Here is a 16,752-nt window from a genome sequence, read left to right as displayed (position 1 = left end):
GGATGAAAACCGCCTCAAACGTCGGCGACGCCCGCCGGTTTCACCGCTCTGCGGCTCACCACCGCAGGTGCAGTTTCATCGAGAAAACAACTCAGTACGCCGGCGCACACGGCGCCGGTAGCCGCCAGCCACATCACGCTGACCAGCCCATAGCGATCGGCGATCAGCCCGGCGATAAACGGCGCCAGACAGCCGCCAATCACCTCGCCAATCCCCATCACCAGCCCCAACGCGGTCGCGATGCGGGCCGGCGACACCGTTTCAGACGGGATGGTGGCCATAAACAGCGTGAAGCAGCCAAGGCCGGTATAAGACAGGAACACCAGCACGCCCAGCAGCCACGGGTTATCGACGTAGCTGAGGAACAGCGGGCAGCACACCGCCAGCAGCGAAAAGAAGATCAGCGTCGGCTTGCGGCCAAGGCGATCGGAAATCGCCGGCACCGCCACGCCCCAAAATACCCAGGCGGCGCCGATGGCGCTCATGATGCCGCCCATCGTGCCCTCGCTGAAGCCACGGTCGGTCACCAAAAAGTTGGGGGTGAAGGTAATGATGATCATGAACCAGGTGACGAACACGCAGGAGATCAGAATGCACAGCGCTACGTTCTTGATTTTAAACAGCTCGCCGTAAGCGCCTTTGTTCGCCGCCTTGTCGGCCGCCGGCGCGGCGCTGAAAGCGGGATCCTTCTTGCCGTTCACATAACGATAGATCAGCCACGCCAGAATGATGCCCGGCACGGCGGTCAGGTGAAACGCCATGCTCCAACCCCACTTCTGCGCCAGATAGATGATCAGCGGCGGCGCGATAATACCGCCCAACAATCCCGGCGCCGCCCCCTGGATCAGCCCCATATTGAAGCCGCGGCGCTGCGGCTGCGATTTTTCCACCATCAGCGATTGCGCGATCGGCAGCACCGGCCCTTCGGCGATCCCCATCAGCGCGCGGAAGATCAATAACATGGCAAAGCCGCTGACCAGCCCCGACAGCGCGGAGAACAGCGAAAACACCAGGATCGACAGGATCAGCATCGGTTTGCGGATATTAAAGCGATCGGCAATCGCCCCCAGCCCCGCGCCAGATAGCGCCCAAGTCAATGCCAGCACCGCCGACAGCGTGCCAAGATGCACGTTACTCAACTTCAAATCGGCGGCAATCATCGGAAACAGAAAAGAGATGGTCAGACGATCGACGAACACGCAGCCGAAAACAAAAAACAAAATGATCAGCAATCGGTTCTCTTCGCTCAATCGCGAGCGCTGTCCTGGCGAATTATTCATAGCGTCATTGGTCCATAAGTTAACTTATAAATGGCGAGCGGCCATGGCATAAGTCGGTTGAGCGCTCGGCCAAGAGAGATATTGGCCATCGGTCACGATAACAACTCATTAACATGTTAATGATATAAACTTATCTCAAGCTACGGGCATGTCAAACAGCCGTTGAGAACGGCGACGGAGAGGCGATTCAGGTATTTCTCACAGAACGCGAATGACATGAAAATAAATCAACATTATGTTTTTACTGATTTAAATAAAATTAAACGGCACTTTTTACTTTTATCGAAAAAGCCAAAACACGCTGATTTATAAACAGGTTAACAAATAAAACTTAACTCCTGCTTATAAATGGACGGTATTTCCCTTTTCATCAGCCGCATTACCCCGCCCTCTTTATTATTTGAATCCGTTTGCTTTATAGCGGCTATAACGAGAACTATTAACTCCATTGTGTTAATCAATAATCACGCAATGACATTATCAATGCTGAATGATAATAAAAGCGCAGGCCGTGACAGGAATCACAAACAGACCGCCCCTTAACGCCCTGGTAGCGGGTTATTACCGGCGCGGCTAGCTTATGCCAACTCGATCCAACCCCGGATGGGAAAACAGCGGCATGATAAGCGGCAGGCAACCAGCAAGGAGATGAATATGACGACAGCACTGACAAAAGCCGGTTTCTGGCGCAAAACCGCCGACTCTTCATCGCTGCGTGAGCCGCGCGTGCTGATTCGGGTCTACGTTGGCGAAGGCGAAATCGACCGCGCCATCGCCTTTTACGAACAGCTGCACGGCGTAACGGCGGACATGCGCTTCGATTTTCCCGAGCATCGGCTGGTATTGGCGGCGGTGGGGCCGTTTCTGATCCTGGAAGGGGCGGAAGAGCAGTTGCGCCCTTTCCGCAGTACCGTCGGCACGCTGCTGGTCGATGACATTTATCCCTACCACCAGCGGCTACAGGCCGCCGGCGCCGAGATTTTCTTCGGCCCGGTGGAGGTGCCCACCGGCGCCTGTTTCAATGCGCGCCTGCCGGACGGCACGATTGTCGAGTACGTGCATCACCGGCCACGCGCGGGCGAATAAACCGCCTCAGGGCAGCGCCGGCTTCATGGCGTAACGGCGCAGATCCTTGCGCAGGCTGATCATGTACAGCACGATCACCGCCGAGAACGGCAGGCCGCACAGCACCACCGCGGTCTGCATCGCGCTGAAACTGCCGGCGTACAGCAAGCCGGCGCATACCAACGTGGTGACCGCTGCCCAGAACACGCGCAGCCAGGCCGGCGCGTCATCATGGGCGGAGCCGCCCTGGCAGGAGAGGTTGGCTATCATCAGCGTGCCGGAATCGACCGGCGTCAGGAACAGCACGAAGCTGATCACCACCACAAAGCCGGCGGTCAGTTGGGTATAGGGCAAGTATTCGAACAGCTTGAACACCGCCATCGGCGGATCGCTTTGCGCCACCTGCCCCAGGATCGCCTGCCCGCCTTCCAGCACCAGACTGATGGCGGTATTGCCGAAGATCGACAGCCACGCCAGCGTGAAGCCCAGCGGGATCAGCAGCACGCCGAAAATCAGTTCGCGAATGGTGCGCCCTTTGGAGATGCGCGCGATGAACAGCCCGACGAACGGCGCCCACGCCACCCACCAGGCCCAGTAGAACAGCGTCCAGGCACCCTGCCACTGGCGCGCCTTGCCGTACAGATACATATCGAAGCTGCGGCTGACCAGCGAGGTAAGATAATCGCCGAGGTTCTGCAACATGCCGTTCAGCAGGTTCAGCGTCGGCCCGGCCAAAAACACGAACAGCAGCAGCAGGCACAGGAAGCCGACGTTGATGTTCGACAGCATGGCGATGCCCTTCTCGACGCCGGTGACCGCCGCCAGCGTGGCCACCACCATCATCACCACGATCAGCGCCAGCAGCACGCCGGTGCTTTGCGGGATGTCGAACAGATAAAACAGCCCGGAGTTCACCAGCAGCGCGCCGATCCCCAGGTTGGTCACCATCGAAATCACCGTCACCAGAATGCCGAAGCTGTCCACCAGATGACCGACACAACCGTGGGTGCGCTCGCCGAAGATCGGGTATAGCGCAGAGCGTAGCGCCAGCGGCAGGCCGCGGCAATAGGCGAAATAGGCCAGCGCGGTGGCGATCAGCGCATACAGCGCCCAGCCGTGCAGCCCCCAGTGCAAAAAGGTCAGCGCCATCGCCTGTCGTGCCGCCTGCACGGTGCCGCCGCTGCCTTCCGGTGGCGACAGGAAGTGATCCAGCGGCTCATAGGCGCCGTAGTACACCAGCGCAATGCCGATGCCCGACGAGAACAGCATCGCCACCCACGAGGGATAGCTGAACTGCGGCGGCTCGTCATCCTGGCTGAGGCGAATATGGCCGAAGCGCGACAGCGCCAGCCAGAACACGAATGCCATGCAGGCGACCATCAATAACATGTAGTACCAGCCGAATACGTCGGCGACCCAGCTTTGCGCGGCGTTCAGCCACAGTTTGCTGGCGGAGGGGAACAGAACGACCAGCGTTCCCAGCAGCAGGATCACCGCCGCCGAGCCGAAAAATACCGGAACATTCAATCTGACAGGTTCTTCGTCAAGCGATGGGGGAGTTTTTGTTGTCATTGGCAGGCTTCCATGATGCGAAAGACAGACGATTTCAATGCAACTTTTAGTTAACATATTATCGCCATTTATTTGACATTTTCGCAGCATATAGAGTATTGATTGACCGTTCAATCAATCAAATCCAAAGTGTGATTGGCCTATCAGTTGAGGAAAATATGTACCGAAGAGACATTCCGGAACAGCGTAAGGAGCAGTTGATTAACGCCGCCTTCGAGACCATTAACGTCGTCGGGCTGGCCGGCGTCACCCTGTCTCAGGTGGCGAAAGAAGCCGGGCTGTCGACCGGCATCGTCAGCCACTATTTTGGCGATAAAGAGGGGCTGCTGAGCGCCACCATGCGCAAAATCCTGCGCGACCTGCGCGATGCGGTGGCCGAGTGCCGCGCGCAGGCGGCAAGCGACAGCCAGTCACAGCTGTTCGCCATTATCCAGGGCAACTTCCACCCCAGCCAAACCAATGCCGTGTCCATGCGCGCCTGGCTCGACTTCTGGGCTGCCAGCATGCATCAGCCGGTGCTGCGCCGCCTGCAGCGCGCCAACGATCGGCGGCTCTATTCCAATATTTGCAGCCAGTTCCGCCGCGTGCTGCCGCTGCCGCAGGCGCGCGACGCGGCGCGCGGGCTGGCGGCGATGATCGATGGGCTCTGGCTGCGAGGCAGCCTGGCCGGCGACGAGACGGACCTGAAGCAGGACTGCCGCATCGCCTGCGACTACGTGATACAACGGCTCAAGGCCGCGCCATCGGCGGCGTGATCGCCTCCGTCAGTGTGGCTCCTGCTCTTCGCTGTACTGGGTTTGCCACATCGCGGCGTAGCGGCCGTTAGCCCCCAGCAGCGCCTCGTGCCCCCCGCGCTCGACGATCTCCCCCGCCTCCAGCACGATGATTTCATCGGCGTCCACCACGGTGGAGAGCCGGTGGGCGATCACCAGCGTGGTGTGGTTGCGGCTTACCTCGCGCAGGTGCCCCTGGATTTCGCGCTCGGTCTGGGTATCCAGCGCGCTGGTCGCCTCGTCGAACACCAGGATGGCCGGATTTTTCAGAATGGTGCGCGCGATCGCCACCCGCTGCTTTTCACCGCCCGACAGCTTCAGCCCGCGCTCGCCCACCCGGGTGTCGTAACCGTCGGGCAAACCGACGATAAAATCATGGATATGCGCCAGCCGCGCCGCCCGCTCGATTTCTTCATCGCTGGAGCCGGTTTTGCCGTAGCCGATGTTGTAGCGCAGCGTATCGTTGAACAGCACCGTATCCTGCGGCACGATGCCGATCGCCTGCCGCAGGCTGGCCTGGGTCAGTTGGCGAATGTCCTGGCCGTCGAGGGTAATAGCGCCGCCCTGCACGTCGTAGAAACGGAACAGCAGGCGCGACAGCGTGGACTTGCCCGCGCCGGAGGCGCCGACCACCGCCACCGTGTGGCCCGCCGGAATGGTAAAACTCACCTGCTTGAGGATCGGCCGCCGCGTGTCGTAACCGAAGCTGACCGCGTCGAACCGCACTTCGCCGCGATCGAGACGCAGCGGCTGCGCATCCGGGCTATCGACGATCTCACGCTTTTCTTGCAGCAGATCGAACATGTTCTCCATGTCGATCAGCGCCTGGCGCACCTCGGAATAAATAAAGCCGAAGAAGTTCAGCGGCTGATACAGCTGCAGCAGATAGGCGTTGACCAGCACGAAGTCGCCGACCGTCATCGTTCCCTGGGTAATGCCCTGCGCCGCCATGGCCATCATCACGATCAGCCCGATCGAAATAATGGCGGTTTGCCCCAGGTTGATCGCCGTAAAACTGAATTGGTTCTTGATGGCGGCGTATTCGTACAGCCGGCGCGACAGGTCGAAACGCTCGGCCTCGAACTCTTCATTGCCGAAGTACTTCACGGTCTCATAGTTCAGCAGGCTGTCGATGGATTTGCTGTTGGCGTCGGCGTTGGCCTTGTTGAGCTCGCGGCGAAAGCGGGTGCGCCAGCTGACCGCCAGCACGGTAAACAGGATGTAGCAGCCAACCGTCGTCAGGATCGCCAGCGCGAACCAGCCGTTCAGCATGTGCCACATGATCGCCGTGACCAGCGAGAGCTCGAACAGGATAGGCACGATGGAGAACAGCAGCCGCGACAGCACCGTGGACACCGCCTGGGTGCCGCGCTCGATGGACAACGACAGCCCGCCGGTCTGGCGCTCCAGATGGAAGCGCAGGCTCAGCGCATGCAGCTGGCGAAACACCCGCACGCCCAGCAGGCGCGTGGCGTTCTGGCTGACGTGAATGAACATCACGTTGCGCAGTTCCTCAAACAGCGCGCCGCCCACCCGCGCCACGCCGTAGGCGACGATCAGCCCCAGCGGCACCGCCAGCATTTTCGCCGTCTCACCGCTCAGCGCATCGACCATCGCTTTGTAGGCCAGCGGCACCAGCGTGGTGCTGACCTTGGCCGCCACCATGAACACGAAGGCCACCACCAGATACGCGCGCAGCCGCGGGTTGTCTTTCGGCCACAGGTAGGGCAGCAGGAATTTCAGCAAACGGGAACGATCCATCATGTAATATTCATCTTCTCGGTCGGGATCGCGGCGCACGGCCGCGCGGGGGTTATGAGTTTGGCCTGGCTGGCGGCGAACGCCGCAGCCATCCCGTTTTCCTGCGGCGGCAACTCAGCATCATCCGTCAGGAGAAGCGGCGGCGGCTCGGGCAAAGTTCAGGCATGGAGGAGACAATCACATGACCCAGACGTATGCAAAGCGCTTTGCGCAGGTCTTTGACTATATCGACCGCCACCTGGACGAGGCGCTCACCGTCGAAAAACTGAGCGAAGTGGCCCACTTTTCGCGCTTTCACTTTCAACGCCAGTTTAGCGCGTATTGCGGCATCTCGGTGTGGCGTTATATCCAGTGGATGAGGCTCAAACGCGCCTCGTACCGCCTGGCGTATAACCCGCTGGAGCCAGTGATTGACATCGCGCTGGACGCCGGTTTTCAAAACCCGGAGTCCTTCAGCCGCGCCTTCAAACAGGCGTTCAGCCAAACGCCAAGCCAGTTTCGCAAACGGCCGGCCTGGATCGATTGGCAGCAGCGCTTTCCCGAGCCGAAACACACAAGGAAACAACCCATGAAGGTAGACATTGTCAACTTCCCGGCCACGCCGGTGGCGATGATCGAACATCGCGGCCCGTCCGCGCTGGTCAACGAAACCGCCGCACGCTTTATCGAGTGGCGCAAAACCAGCGGCCTGTCGCCGGTCAGAAGCAGCCGCACTTACGGCATCGCACCGCACGATCCGGCCACCACCGAAGCGCAGGACTTCCGCTTCTTCATTTGCGGCGAGGTCACTGCGCCAATCCCCGAAGACAACGCCTTCGGCGTGGTGAACAGCACGCTGCCGGCCGGACGCTGCGCGGTGCTGCGCCATCACGGCTCGCTGGATGGGCTGTCTGAAAGCGCTCGCCATCTCTACAGCGAGTGGTTGCCGAACAGCGGCGAGGAACCGCGCGATTTTCCGCTCTATTTCCACTACCACAACTTTGTGCACGAGGTGGCGGAATATGAACTGGTGACCGATCTTTACCTGCCGCTGACGTAACAAAAGTCAGGCTCCTCACGGAGCCTGACTGACGTCAACAAGACGGCGACGAACCCTGCGGCGGCAGATAACGCTGCGGATCGAGCGCGGTCGCGCGGTAGCGGATCTGGAAGTGCAGGAATACCGAATCAGTGCCGGTGCTGCCCATGGTGCCGATCTTCTGCCCCGCCTTCACATCCTGGCCGTTGCGCACCAGCGTGGTGTCGTTGTGCGCATAGGCGGTAATGAAGTCCTCACCGTGCTTAATCATGATCAGATTGCCGTAGCCGCGCAGCTGGTTGCCGACGTACACCACTTTGCCCTTGGCGGAAGCGTAGATCGGCTGGCCGCGCTTGCCGGCGATATCGATGCCCTTGTTGCCGCCGTCGGAATTGGAGTACGCCTGCACGATCCGACCGCTGGTCGGCCAGCGCCAGCAGCGGGAAGCGCCCGGCGGCGGCGTTTGTTTGACGATTGCGGCGGAAGACGACTTTTTACGGCGCGTAGCGGCGGTTTTGGCCGGCGCGCTGCCGCTCAGCCGCAGTTTCTGCCCCACCTCGAGGCTATAAGGCGGACGAATTTTGTTGATTCTGGCCAGCTCGCTGACTTCACTGTCGGTGATCCAGGCGATGTAATACAGCGTATCGCCCCGTTTGACGGTATAGGTTTTGCCGGAATAACTGCCCTTCGGCAGTTTGTCATAGTCGCGGTTATAGGTGTTTTTGCCCGAACACCCGGCCAACAACAGCCCCAATGCCAAACACACCGCCACGCGGCGCCACCCTGCCAGTTTGCTTCCTGTGCTCAAATCCTGTCCCCAGTCGTCGTTTCGGTTCTGATACGCGTCAGCCGCACAGTGTAACATTTGCGCCGGGTCAGTCAAAAAAGGGGGATAAAGGGGGGCGATAAACAACACGAAAATGGCGCCCTCAGGCGCCAAGCGAAAAACGAGCAGGCAAAGGACGTTTCAACGCTGCGAGTCCAGGATCTCGTTTTTCTTAATCACATCCTGCGCTTTGTTGTAGCTTTCAATCAGCAAGCGATAGTTCGGGAAGATTAAGGTGTAAACGTCTGCCCATTCAGCCGCATCCGCGCGATTCCAGGTTTGCTGAATTTCCGACGCGACGGCGGCGGTATCCATCGGCACCGCCCCGGCTTGCACCACGCGAGCCAAGGTGATTTCCTGAGCCATCTTGGAATAGGTGCCGGAGGCATCAACCACGGCAAACACCTGATAACCGGCGTCAATTGCGCTGATCGCCGGGAAAGCCATACAAACGCTGGTGATCGTACCTGCGATGATCAACTGTTTTTTGCCCGTGGCTTTCACCGCCGCAACGAAATCCGGGTTATCCCAGGCGTTTATCTGTCCGGTGCGAGCGACATACTGCGCATGGGGCGCACTTTCGTGGATTTCCGGAATCAATGGCCCATTTGGCCCCTGCGGCACGGAAGCGGTAGTAATGACAGGCATTTTCGCCAGAGTGGCGATTTTGGCGAGCGCTGTCGCATAGCGGCGCAGATCAGGCATGGGCATATCACCAATCGTTTGAAACAAACCGCTTTGATGGTCGATAAGCAGCATTGCCGCATCGGCAGGGTTAATCACCGGGCGTTGATTATTAAAGTTGGCTGGAGAGCTCATATATCCTCACTTATTCATCCTGAAACCTTGTGGCGATTATTTAAGCGCCGGTCGGCGGCTAACTCGTCGTAACGACCAGAGATATTTCAACGCGCCCGGCGCCATATCATCAAATTCTGATGGTTTGAAGCATTTCAAATATTTACCATGCAATGAAATCTTCACTTTTCAAACTAGCAATGAATCGACAGGATAAACAGTAAGAAAATTGGGAATGAGTATTTCACCAATGGGAAGGTCAGATTTGTATGATAGATTTCAATGAAATGTTTATGTTTGCCAAAGTGGTTGAATGTGGTGGTTTTCTTGCCGCCAGCAAGAAATTCGGCATATCAAAATCCATGCTGTCCAGAAAGATATCCAATCTTGAAAAGAGGCTTAACGTCAGGTTAATTCAACGTTCAACTCGAAAAATAATGATTACCGATATCGGAAAGGAATATTATCGCTACTGTATAAAAATGCTCACCGCCGCTGAAGAGGCGGATAATTTCATTATTAATAAAATCGAAAAACCCACGGGGAAAATAAGGATAACATGTTCAAACATGCTTATTGATCTTGGCTTGCCAGCTATTTTAACCAAGTTCATGTTGCAGTACCCCGAGGTCAGTCTGCATGTAAAGATATTCAACAGAGATGTTGATATCATTGCCGAAGGATATGATATCTCATTAAAAATTGTCACCGACGTGCCCAAAAACAGCAATCTGGTTATGCGGACCATTTGCACCATACCTTCTGCATTTATGGTGAGCGCATCAGCATTCGACAAATATGCTTTAAGCAAACCTGCGGATTTATCGAAAGTGCCCACGCTTGGCTGGCTGTCTTCACACGTCCAGGCTACCTGGACATTTCGTCAAGCCAAGCGCGAGATCAAAATCAACAGCGATCCATGCCTGGTGTGCGACGATATTCGCCTGATAAAAGATGCCTTGGTGGGCGGCGTCGGCGTTGGTTTTTTGCCGCTGGCGCTGGCGGAGCAAGAATTGATGGCAGGAAGCCTGAAAACCGTTTTCGACGATTGGTCTGTGGAGGCGCATAAAATTGTCGCCATTTACCCCACCCGACAAGGCCTGCCTCCCGCTGTCAGAGTATTAATTGATTTCATTGTTGATGAATTCAATGGATAGCAGGCGATTTTTCAACCCATTACTGCCGCGGCACATTCTCTTATATCCCCAATGGCGACTATGCTAGTAATCGACAGTCGTAGATTTCAGGATCGTAATACGCAAAATGGAGAACTATCATGTTGAACCTCGACCGCAATAATCTGCCCCTCCTGAGCGAAGAACTGCTCAAAAAGCAACGTACCACCCTGCTGATCATCGCCTTCCTGCTGCTGGCGGGCGGCATACTGTGCCTGGTCAATCCTTTCGCCTCCGGCGCGGCGCTGAGCATCGTGGTCGGCATCCTGCTGCTGTTGAGCGGCGCCGGGCTGATTATCGCCATGATCGCCAACCGGGCGCAGAATACCTGGCCGATGATCGGCGGCATTCTGCTGGGCGTGGCCTACCTGATTATCGGCTATGTGTTCATCGCCAGCCCGCTGGCGGGCATTCTGGCGCTGGCGGTGTACCTCGCCGTGCTGTTCGCGCTCGGCGGTATCGCGCGCCTGGCGGCGGGCTACATGCGCCGCGGGCTGCCGGGCAACTGGCTGCAGTTCGTTATCGGCGTGCTCGATTTGATCATCGCCTGGATGCTGATCGGCTCAGGCCCGGCGGCGTCGGTCACGCTGGTGACGGCGATCGTCGGCATCGAGATGCTGGTCAGCTCCTTTGCGCTGTTCCAGGCGGCGAATCTGTTTAAACGCGCCTGACGTTACCGGCCCGCCGCCGCGGGCCTCATCGCTTTGGTTGTTTGCAGATAAAACAAGGCGATACCCCCTCTGCTTGTCCGTGGTTATCTTCATCGGTAAGTGCCAATATAGGCGCAGACAAGGGAGCTGAAACCGATGACAACCCATTCCAACCCGTTGAACTCGCGGGAAGTCTGCCTGCAATTACGCCACTTCAATCAGGTAATCGGGCAACAATGCCGCAATATGGCGCGCCAAAAAACCACCTGTCCATGCTGCCTGACGGACATCGCCACCGGCTGCGACGCCGGTATCAAACTGTGTGGTCAACAGTTGGCCAGACCCAACCCGCAAACCCCGTTATTCCGGCAGATTCGCAACTTGCTGCTCGACCTGCGCGCAGAAGCGATAGGGGTTCACAGAATAGACGTCCTGAACCGCACCAATAACGAAATATCCTGGCTGCTGCGCGAGCTGTATTTCGAGACGTTCTAAACATAAGGGCCGCGCGCTCATCGCTTCATACCTGTCGGTGCGGGCAAGCTGCCGCGCCGTTTCATCGTAGAGCCCGCCGACTTTTCGCTACTTTATCTCTCCGCGTTCACCCCACTTTACGACCGCCGTCACACCTCGCCACCGCCAAATTGCGTTGGTTATAGAGTCGTCTACAATTCAATCGAATTACCCCCTACAACATCAGAAATTATTATTATTAGAGGTGATTATGTTACAGAAACACGAAAACGTAATAAGTATGACTGTACTAAGCCCGCAAGCCACCCAACAACTGATGCCTTCGTTTTCCTCCTTGCCCCACACGCAACACGCCGACGGCAAATATCGCCTGCGCCGTTATTCAGTCGTGAAATACCTCAACCCCAACGTCGCCGAAGTGGGGCCACGCACCTTCATGCAGTCCGATCAGATCAACCACTTCCAGGGCAACGTGGTGCGCCGCTTCGAGCCTATCGACAGCGCCGTACTGCAGAGCGCCGGCATGGCGGAGATGTGCAACCTGTTTGCAGAAAGCAACGAGCTGCCGGAAGGCGCCGAGATTGAGATCCATCAGATGCGCGTGGTCGCCATCGAGAAAGACACCCAGGTGGCGCCGGAAGGCATTCACCAGGACGGTTTCGACCATATCGCGATGATCGCCATTCACCGGCACAACATCGTCGGCGGTGAAATTATGCTGTACGACGACAGCCACCACGATCCCTTCTTTAAAAAAGCGCTGGCGGACGGTGAGGCCGTGCTGCTGGCGGACAGCAAACTGTGGCACAACGCCACGCCGATCAACGCCGTGAACCCAACTGAGGAAGGCCATTTGGATCTCTTCGTCCTCACCGCGCGGGGAGAGAAAGCATGACCTTTACGCCCGAGCTCGCCCGACGCCAGTTCAGCGCCCTGTCTCAGCAAATCGACGGCAAACCGGCGATCTTTTTCGACGGCCCCGGCGGAGCGCAGGTTTCACGGGGCGTGCTGGAAAAAATGACGGACTACCTGGGGAAATACAACGCCAACCTGGGCGGCCACTACTTCTCCAGCCGGGTCACCGGCGAGGTGATGGGCCAGGCGCGAGAATCGGTGCGCGCCTTGTTAAATGCGCCGTCGCCCGACAACATTGTCTTCGGCATGAACATGACCACGCTGACTTTCCATCTCAGCCGCATAATCAGCCGCGACTGGCAGGCCGGCGATGAGGTCATCGTCACCGCGCTCGATCACTACGCCAACGTCTCCAGCTGGCAGCAGGCCGCCGCCGACAAAGGAGCCGTGGTGCATCAGATACCGCTGGAGAGCGCAGACTGTTCTCTCGACGCCGCAAAGGTGTGTGAACGCATCAACGCCAACACTCGCCTGGTGGCGGTCAGCTACGCCTCCAACGTCACCGGCAGCATCGTCGATATCAAAACCATCGTCGAAGCCGCGCATCGGGTCGGCGCGCAGGTGTATGTCGACGCCGTGCACTATGCGCCGCATAACCTGATTGACGTGCAGGCGCTGGGCTGTGATTTCCTGGTGTGCTCCGCCTACAAGTTCTTTGGCCCGCACGTCGGCATGGCCTACCTTGCGCCGCAGTGGTTGCAACGCCTGCGGCCATATAAAGTCGAGCCGGCCACCGACGTCGGCCCCGGCCGTTTCGAGACCGGCACGCAAAGCTTCGAGGCGCTGGCCGGCGTCGCGGCGGCGATCGACTATCTGGCGCAGTGGGGCACGCCCGGCGCGCCGTTAAGGCAGCGCTTGCAGGAGAGTTTCGCCGCCTACCACCAGCATGAAGAGGCGCTGTGCCGCCACTTTTTGCAACGGCTGCAGCAACTCGACGGCGTGCGGCTCTACGGCCATTCACAGGCGGACAGCGCGCGCCGCACGCCAACCTTCGCCCTGACCTTCAGCGGCCAGACGCCTGACGCAATCGCCCGTCATCTCGGGCAGCACAACATCTGCGCCGGCAGCGGGCATTTCTATGCGCTGGGCCTGATCCAGCAGTTGGGGTTACAGGACGGCGGCGTGCTGCGCATCGGCATGATGCACTACAACACCCAGAGTGAAATAGACACGCTGTTTAAAGTGATCGCCGAAGATATCCTCAGTTAACTCGCCACATCGGCCCGCTCACCTTATTGAGCGGGCCATCGCGGCACGCTGGGGGTAGAATCAAGGGGATTTTATTTTAGAAATGGATTTTTACTTTGCGAAAATATGCAGTTATCGCCGCCGCGTTGATGATGTCTTCCTGCGCCACGCCGGAGAAATGGGAAGCGCAAACGGCAACCCCAACGCCCCTTGAAGCGGCCAGAACAAGCTGCCAGCAGGCAGCCGAACAGCGCTATCCCGTGAATCTGTCTTTACGCGCCAGCTCACCGGCCTTCTCCTCCATAACTATCAACGGCACGGAGATCCCCAACGCCGGTGGCGGCGTCTTTCCCTCGGACAGCAATGCAATGCGCAGAACAGAACACGTTAATGCCTGCATGAAATTGGAAGGATGGGAAAATAAAAATAAGGTGACGGGGTTATTGGCATTTTTATTTAACTAACGGCAACACGGAATAACTCGGAATTACCGCACTCAGGCAGCGGTAATTCCGCCCTATTGACCGACACCGACAGCCTGACTATTTTGCTACGATATAACAGGTTACACCTCTCCTCCATTCAGGGCGATAATCAAACAAATGGAATAAATCAATTTATGAGTGAGAAAGACACCCCCCTAAAAAAGCCGCAAAGCCATATCAACAAAGCGGTATTCTTCACCTCTGCAGTCCTCATTTTTCTTCTGGTCGCGTTCGCCGCCTTTTTCCCCGACGTCGCTGACAAGAACTTCAAACTTCTGCAGCAACAAATCTTCACCAACGCCAGTTGGTTTTATATTTTGGCCGTGGCGCTGATTTTGCTCAGCGTGACGTTTCTGGGGCTTTCCCGCTACGGCGACATCAAACTCGGCCCCGATCATGCGCAACCCGATTTTCGCTACCACTCATGGTTTGCCATGCTGTTTTCAGCGGGGATGGGCATCGGCCTGATGTTCTTCGGCGTGGCAGAACCGGTTATGCACTATCTTTCGCCGCCGGTCGGCACGCCCGAGAGCGTCGAGGCGGCCAAACAGGCCATGCGCCTGACCTTTTTCCACTGGGGGCTGCACGCTTGGGCGATCTACGCCATCGTGGCGTTGATTCTGGCCTTCTTCAGCTATCGGCATGGCCTGCCGTTGACCCTGCGCTCTGCGCTTTATCCGATCATCGGCGACCGCATTTATGGCCCTATCGGCCACGCCGTCGATATCTTCGCGGTCATCGGCACCGTATTCGGGGTCGCGACCTCGCTGGGTTATGGCGTGTTGCAGGTCAACGCCGGGCTTAACCACCTGTTTGGCGTGCCGATCAACGAAACCGTTCAGGTGATATTGATCGTGGTGATTACCGGGCTGGCCACCATTTCAGTGGTTTCAGGGCTGGAGAAAGGCATACGCTTTCTGTCGGAGCTGAACCTTGGCCTGGCGCTGTTGCTCCTGGCCTTGGTCTTGCTGTTGGGGCCAACCGTTCTGCTGTTGAAATCCTTTGTGGAAAATACCGGCGGCTATCTGTCCGAGCTGGTCAGCAAGACGTTCAACCTGTATGCCTATGAGCCGAAATCCAGCAACTGGTTAGGCGGATGGACGCTGCTCTATTGGGGGTGGTGGCTCTCCTGGTCGCCTTTCGTCGGTATGTTCATCGCACGAGTTTCCCGCGGCCGAACCATCCGCGAATTTGTCACGGGCGTGCTGTTCGTCCCGGCCGGCTTCACCCTCATGTGGATGACGGTGTTCGGCAACAGCGCCATTTACCTCATCATGGAAAAGGGCGCGACAGACCTCGCCGCTACGGTACAACAGGACGTGGCGCTGGCGTTGTTTAACTTCCTGGAGCATTTCCCGTTCTCCAGCGTGCTTTCGTTTATCGCCATGGCGATGGTTATCGTCTTTTTCGTCACCTCCGCCGATTCCGGCGCCATGGTCGTGGATACGCTGGCTTCGGGCGGCTCCAGCAACACGCCGGTTTGGCAACGCATTTTCTGGGCGTCGCTGATGGGCATCGTCGCCATCGCCTTGCTGATCGCCGGGGGGCTCAGCGCGCTGCAAACCGTCACCATCGCCAGCGCATTGCCTTTCTCGGCCATCTTGCTGGTCTCCATCTACGGCTTGCTTAAGGCACTGCGTCGCGATCTGACCAAGCGCGACAGCCAAAATATGGCCACCATCGCCCCCACCGCCGCCCGCAACCCCATTCCCTGGCAGCGCAGGCTGCGCAATATCGCCTATCTGCCAAAACGCTCGCTGGTTAAGCGCTTTATGGATGAGGTCATCCAGCCTGCCATGACGCTGGTGCAGGAAGAGCTGAGTAAACAAAACACGCTCAGCAGCATCAACACCACTGCGGAAGACCGCATTCGTTTCGAGGTCGATTTGGGCGATGAGCTTAACTTTATCTATGAAGTCAGACTGCGCGGCTACAGTTCGCCGACGTTCGCTCTGGCCGGGCTGGATAACGATGAACAGCAAGCCGAGCAGCACAAGTATTATCGCGCGGAGATCTACCTGAAAGAAGGCGGCCAGAACTACGATGTCATGGGCTGGAATCAGGAGCAGTTGATCAACGATATTCTTGACCAGTACGAGAAACACCTGCATTTCTTGCATCTGGTTCGCTGAATGCCGACATGCCGTCCCCCGGGGCGGCATTTTTTTGCCCCGCTTTCTTCACCACAGTGCTGATGATGCGGTTGGAATGGCGGACAAACAGAAACAGCGCTTTATGAGCAAAGGATTGGTTCGGGATAACGTTTCGAAGAATCAGGATGTTTTCAAGAGGGAGTGCTGGAGCGGGTGAAGGGAAAACACCCCCGCTCCAAACATCTCGTAATCCTATGGAATTATTAACAAAAATCAAAAGCAGTGTAGGAGAGTTTTGTAGGAGGCCAAAGAGCATTTTTTCACACTTGTTGATTTGAAATGTATCACATGATATACATTTCGAATCAGTAAACTCCGCGGGCTATCGGTATCCATACGTTCTACGCGGTTTTAAAGCTATGATTTTTCATAGCGGGCCCAGAAGTATCGCGACATAAGGGCCTAGGGTGGAGATGCTCGAAAGAGCCACTGGAGCCTAGTCGCGCGCACTGTTTTGAGAAGCCTTGCTAACCGAATCAAAACAGAGTGATCGTCCAGTGAAGGTTAGAAGAATCTACACGGAAAGATTGTGTGTGATGGTTGGCTTACGTCTAACTGTTTAAAAAAACAGTTAGGCGGAGATATAAGCCTTCTACCGGAAAGTCCTTTAAAACCATTA

Annotated in this window: 16 protein-coding genes; 10 read left to right on the top strand and 6 right to left on the bottom strand. The window is 57.2% G+C overall.

The features are described from left to right. Positions 1 to 14 precede the first annotated feature (14 nt). Positions 15 to 1,232: an MFS transporter gene (locus ABTW55_RS02440; protein ID WP_077791400.1), complete on the bottom strand. Its 1,218-nt coding sequence runs from the start codon at positions 1,230 to 1,232 to the stop codon at positions 15 to 17. A 702-nt stretch (positions 1,233 to 1,934) separates the two neighbouring features. Here ABTW55_RS02440 and ABTW55_RS02435 point away from each other — a divergent pair. Next, positions 1,935 to 2,366 carry a VOC family protein gene (locus ABTW55_RS02435; protein WP_060422137.1) on the top strand — a complete coding sequence of 144 codons (432 nt, stop codon included), beginning with the start codon at positions 1,935 to 1,937 and terminating at the stop codon, positions 2,364 to 2,366. A gap of 6 nt (positions 2,367 to 2,372) precedes the next feature. Here the strand turns inward: ABTW55_RS02435 and ABTW55_RS02430 are convergent, their stop codons facing one another. After that, a complete protein-coding gene (locus ABTW55_RS02430; protein ID WP_033654079.1) occupies positions 2,373 to 3,917 on the bottom strand; it encodes a BCCT family transporter in 1,545 nt (514 codons plus the stop codon). 158 nt (positions 3,918 to 4,075) lie between these two features. Here ABTW55_RS02430 and betI point away from each other — a divergent pair, with 158 nt between their 5' ends. Beyond that, positions 4,076 to 4,672 carry a transcriptional regulator BetI gene (gene betI, locus ABTW55_RS02425; RefSeq protein WP_047570670.1) on the top strand — a complete coding sequence of 199 codons (597 nt, stop codon included), beginning with the start codon at positions 4,076 to 4,078 and terminating at the stop codon, positions 4,670 to 4,672. A gap of 9 nt (positions 4,673 to 4,681) precedes the next feature. On the opposite strand, the gene ABTW55_RS02420 is transcribed toward betI, so the two are convergent. After that, entirely contained in the window at positions 4,682 to 6,451 is a 1,770-nt protein-coding gene (locus ABTW55_RS02420; RefSeq protein ID WP_060422365.1) for an ABC transporter ATP-binding protein/permease, read from the bottom strand. A 181-nt stretch (positions 6,452 to 6,632) separates the two neighbouring features. Here ABTW55_RS02420 and ABTW55_RS02415 point away from each other — a divergent pair, with 181 nt between their 5' ends. Then, on the top strand, positions 6,633 to 7,490 hold the full coding sequence (locus ABTW55_RS02415) for a GyrI-like domain-containing protein (protein ID WP_060422135.1): 858 nt from the start codon (positions 6,633 to 6,635) through the stop codon (positions 7,488 to 7,490). A gap of 34 nt (positions 7,491 to 7,524) precedes the next feature. Here ABTW55_RS02415 and actS read toward each other — a convergent pair whose 3' ends face one another. Next, positions 7,525 to 8,277 carry an amidase activator ActS gene (gene actS, locus ABTW55_RS02410; protein WP_033635813.1) on the bottom strand — a complete coding sequence of 251 codons (753 nt, stop codon included), beginning with the start codon at positions 8,275 to 8,277 and terminating at the stop codon, positions 7,525 to 7,527. Positions 8,278 to 8,436: 159 nt separating this feature from the next. Beyond that, a complete protein-coding gene (locus ABTW55_RS02405; RefSeq protein ID WP_033635814.1) occupies positions 8,437 to 9,114 on the bottom strand; it encodes a hydrolase in 678 nt (225 codons plus the stop codon). A gap of 248 nt (positions 9,115 to 9,362) precedes the next feature. On the opposite strand from ABTW55_RS02405, the gene ABTW55_RS02400 reads away from it, so the two are divergent. The 7 genes from ABTW55_RS02400 to ABTW55_RS02370 all read left to right on the top strand — a co-directional run bounded on the left by ABTW55_RS02400 (position 9,363) and on the right by ABTW55_RS02370 (position 16,112). Then, entirely contained in the window at positions 9,363 to 10,250 is an 888-nt protein-coding gene (locus tag ABTW55_RS02400) for a LysR substrate-binding domain-containing protein (protein ID WP_049232373.1), read from the top strand. Positions 10,251 to 10,369: 119 nt separating this feature from the next. After that, entirely contained in the window at positions 10,370 to 10,939 is a 570-nt protein-coding gene (locus tag ABTW55_RS02395) for an HdeD family acid-resistance protein (RefSeq protein WP_033654076.1), read from the top strand. A 135-nt stretch (positions 10,940 to 11,074) separates the two neighbouring features. Continuing rightward, positions 11,075 to 11,413, top strand: coding sequence for a hypothetical protein (locus ABTW55_RS02390; RefSeq protein ID WP_033654075.1), 339 nt, complete (start codon positions 11,075 to 11,077; stop codon positions 11,411 to 11,413). 259 nt (positions 11,414 to 11,672) lie between these two features. Then, positions 11,673 to 12,287, top strand: coding sequence for a 2OG-Fe dioxygenase family protein (locus ABTW55_RS02385; RefSeq protein WP_223182037.1), 615 nt, complete (start codon positions 11,673 to 11,675; stop codon positions 12,285 to 12,287). Next, positions 12,284 to 13,516: a cysteine desulfurase-like protein gene (locus tag ABTW55_RS02380; protein ID WP_033635820.1), complete on the top strand. Its 1,233-nt coding sequence runs from the start codon at positions 12,284 to 12,286 to the stop codon at positions 13,514 to 13,516. Before ABTW55_RS02385 ends, ABTW55_RS02380 begins: the two co-directional genes overlap by 4 nt. 95 nt (positions 13,517 to 13,611) lie before the next feature. After that, on the top strand, positions 13,612 to 13,959 hold the full coding sequence (locus ABTW55_RS02375; RefSeq protein WP_223307138.1) for a hypothetical protein: 348 nt from the start codon (positions 13,612 to 13,614) through the stop codon (positions 13,957 to 13,959). A gap of 155 nt (positions 13,960 to 14,114) precedes the next feature. Continuing rightward, a complete protein-coding gene (locus ABTW55_RS02370) occupies positions 14,115 to 16,112 on the top strand; it encodes a choline BCCT transporter BetT (protein ID WP_060425386.1) in 1,998 nt (665 codons plus the stop codon). Here ABTW55_RS02370 and ABTW55_RS02365 read toward each other — a convergent pair. Then, positions 16,054 to 16,389 (bottom strand): hypothetical protein, encoded by a 336-nt coding sequence (locus ABTW55_RS02365; protein WP_319864494.1) that lies wholly within the window; start codon positions 16,387 to 16,389, stop codon positions 16,054 to 16,056. The genes ABTW55_RS02370 and ABTW55_RS02365 overlap by 59 nt on opposite strands. Positions 16,390 to 16,752: the final 363 nt, after the last annotated feature.

It is taken from the genome of Serratia sp. SM04 (assembly GCF_040280225.1).
In the GTDB taxonomy this organism is placed as follows: domain Bacteria; phylum Pseudomonadota; class Gammaproteobacteria; order Enterobacterales; family Enterobacteriaceae; genus Serratia; species Serratia sarumanii.
This window is presented reverse-complemented; position numbering and strand designations above follow the sequence as displayed.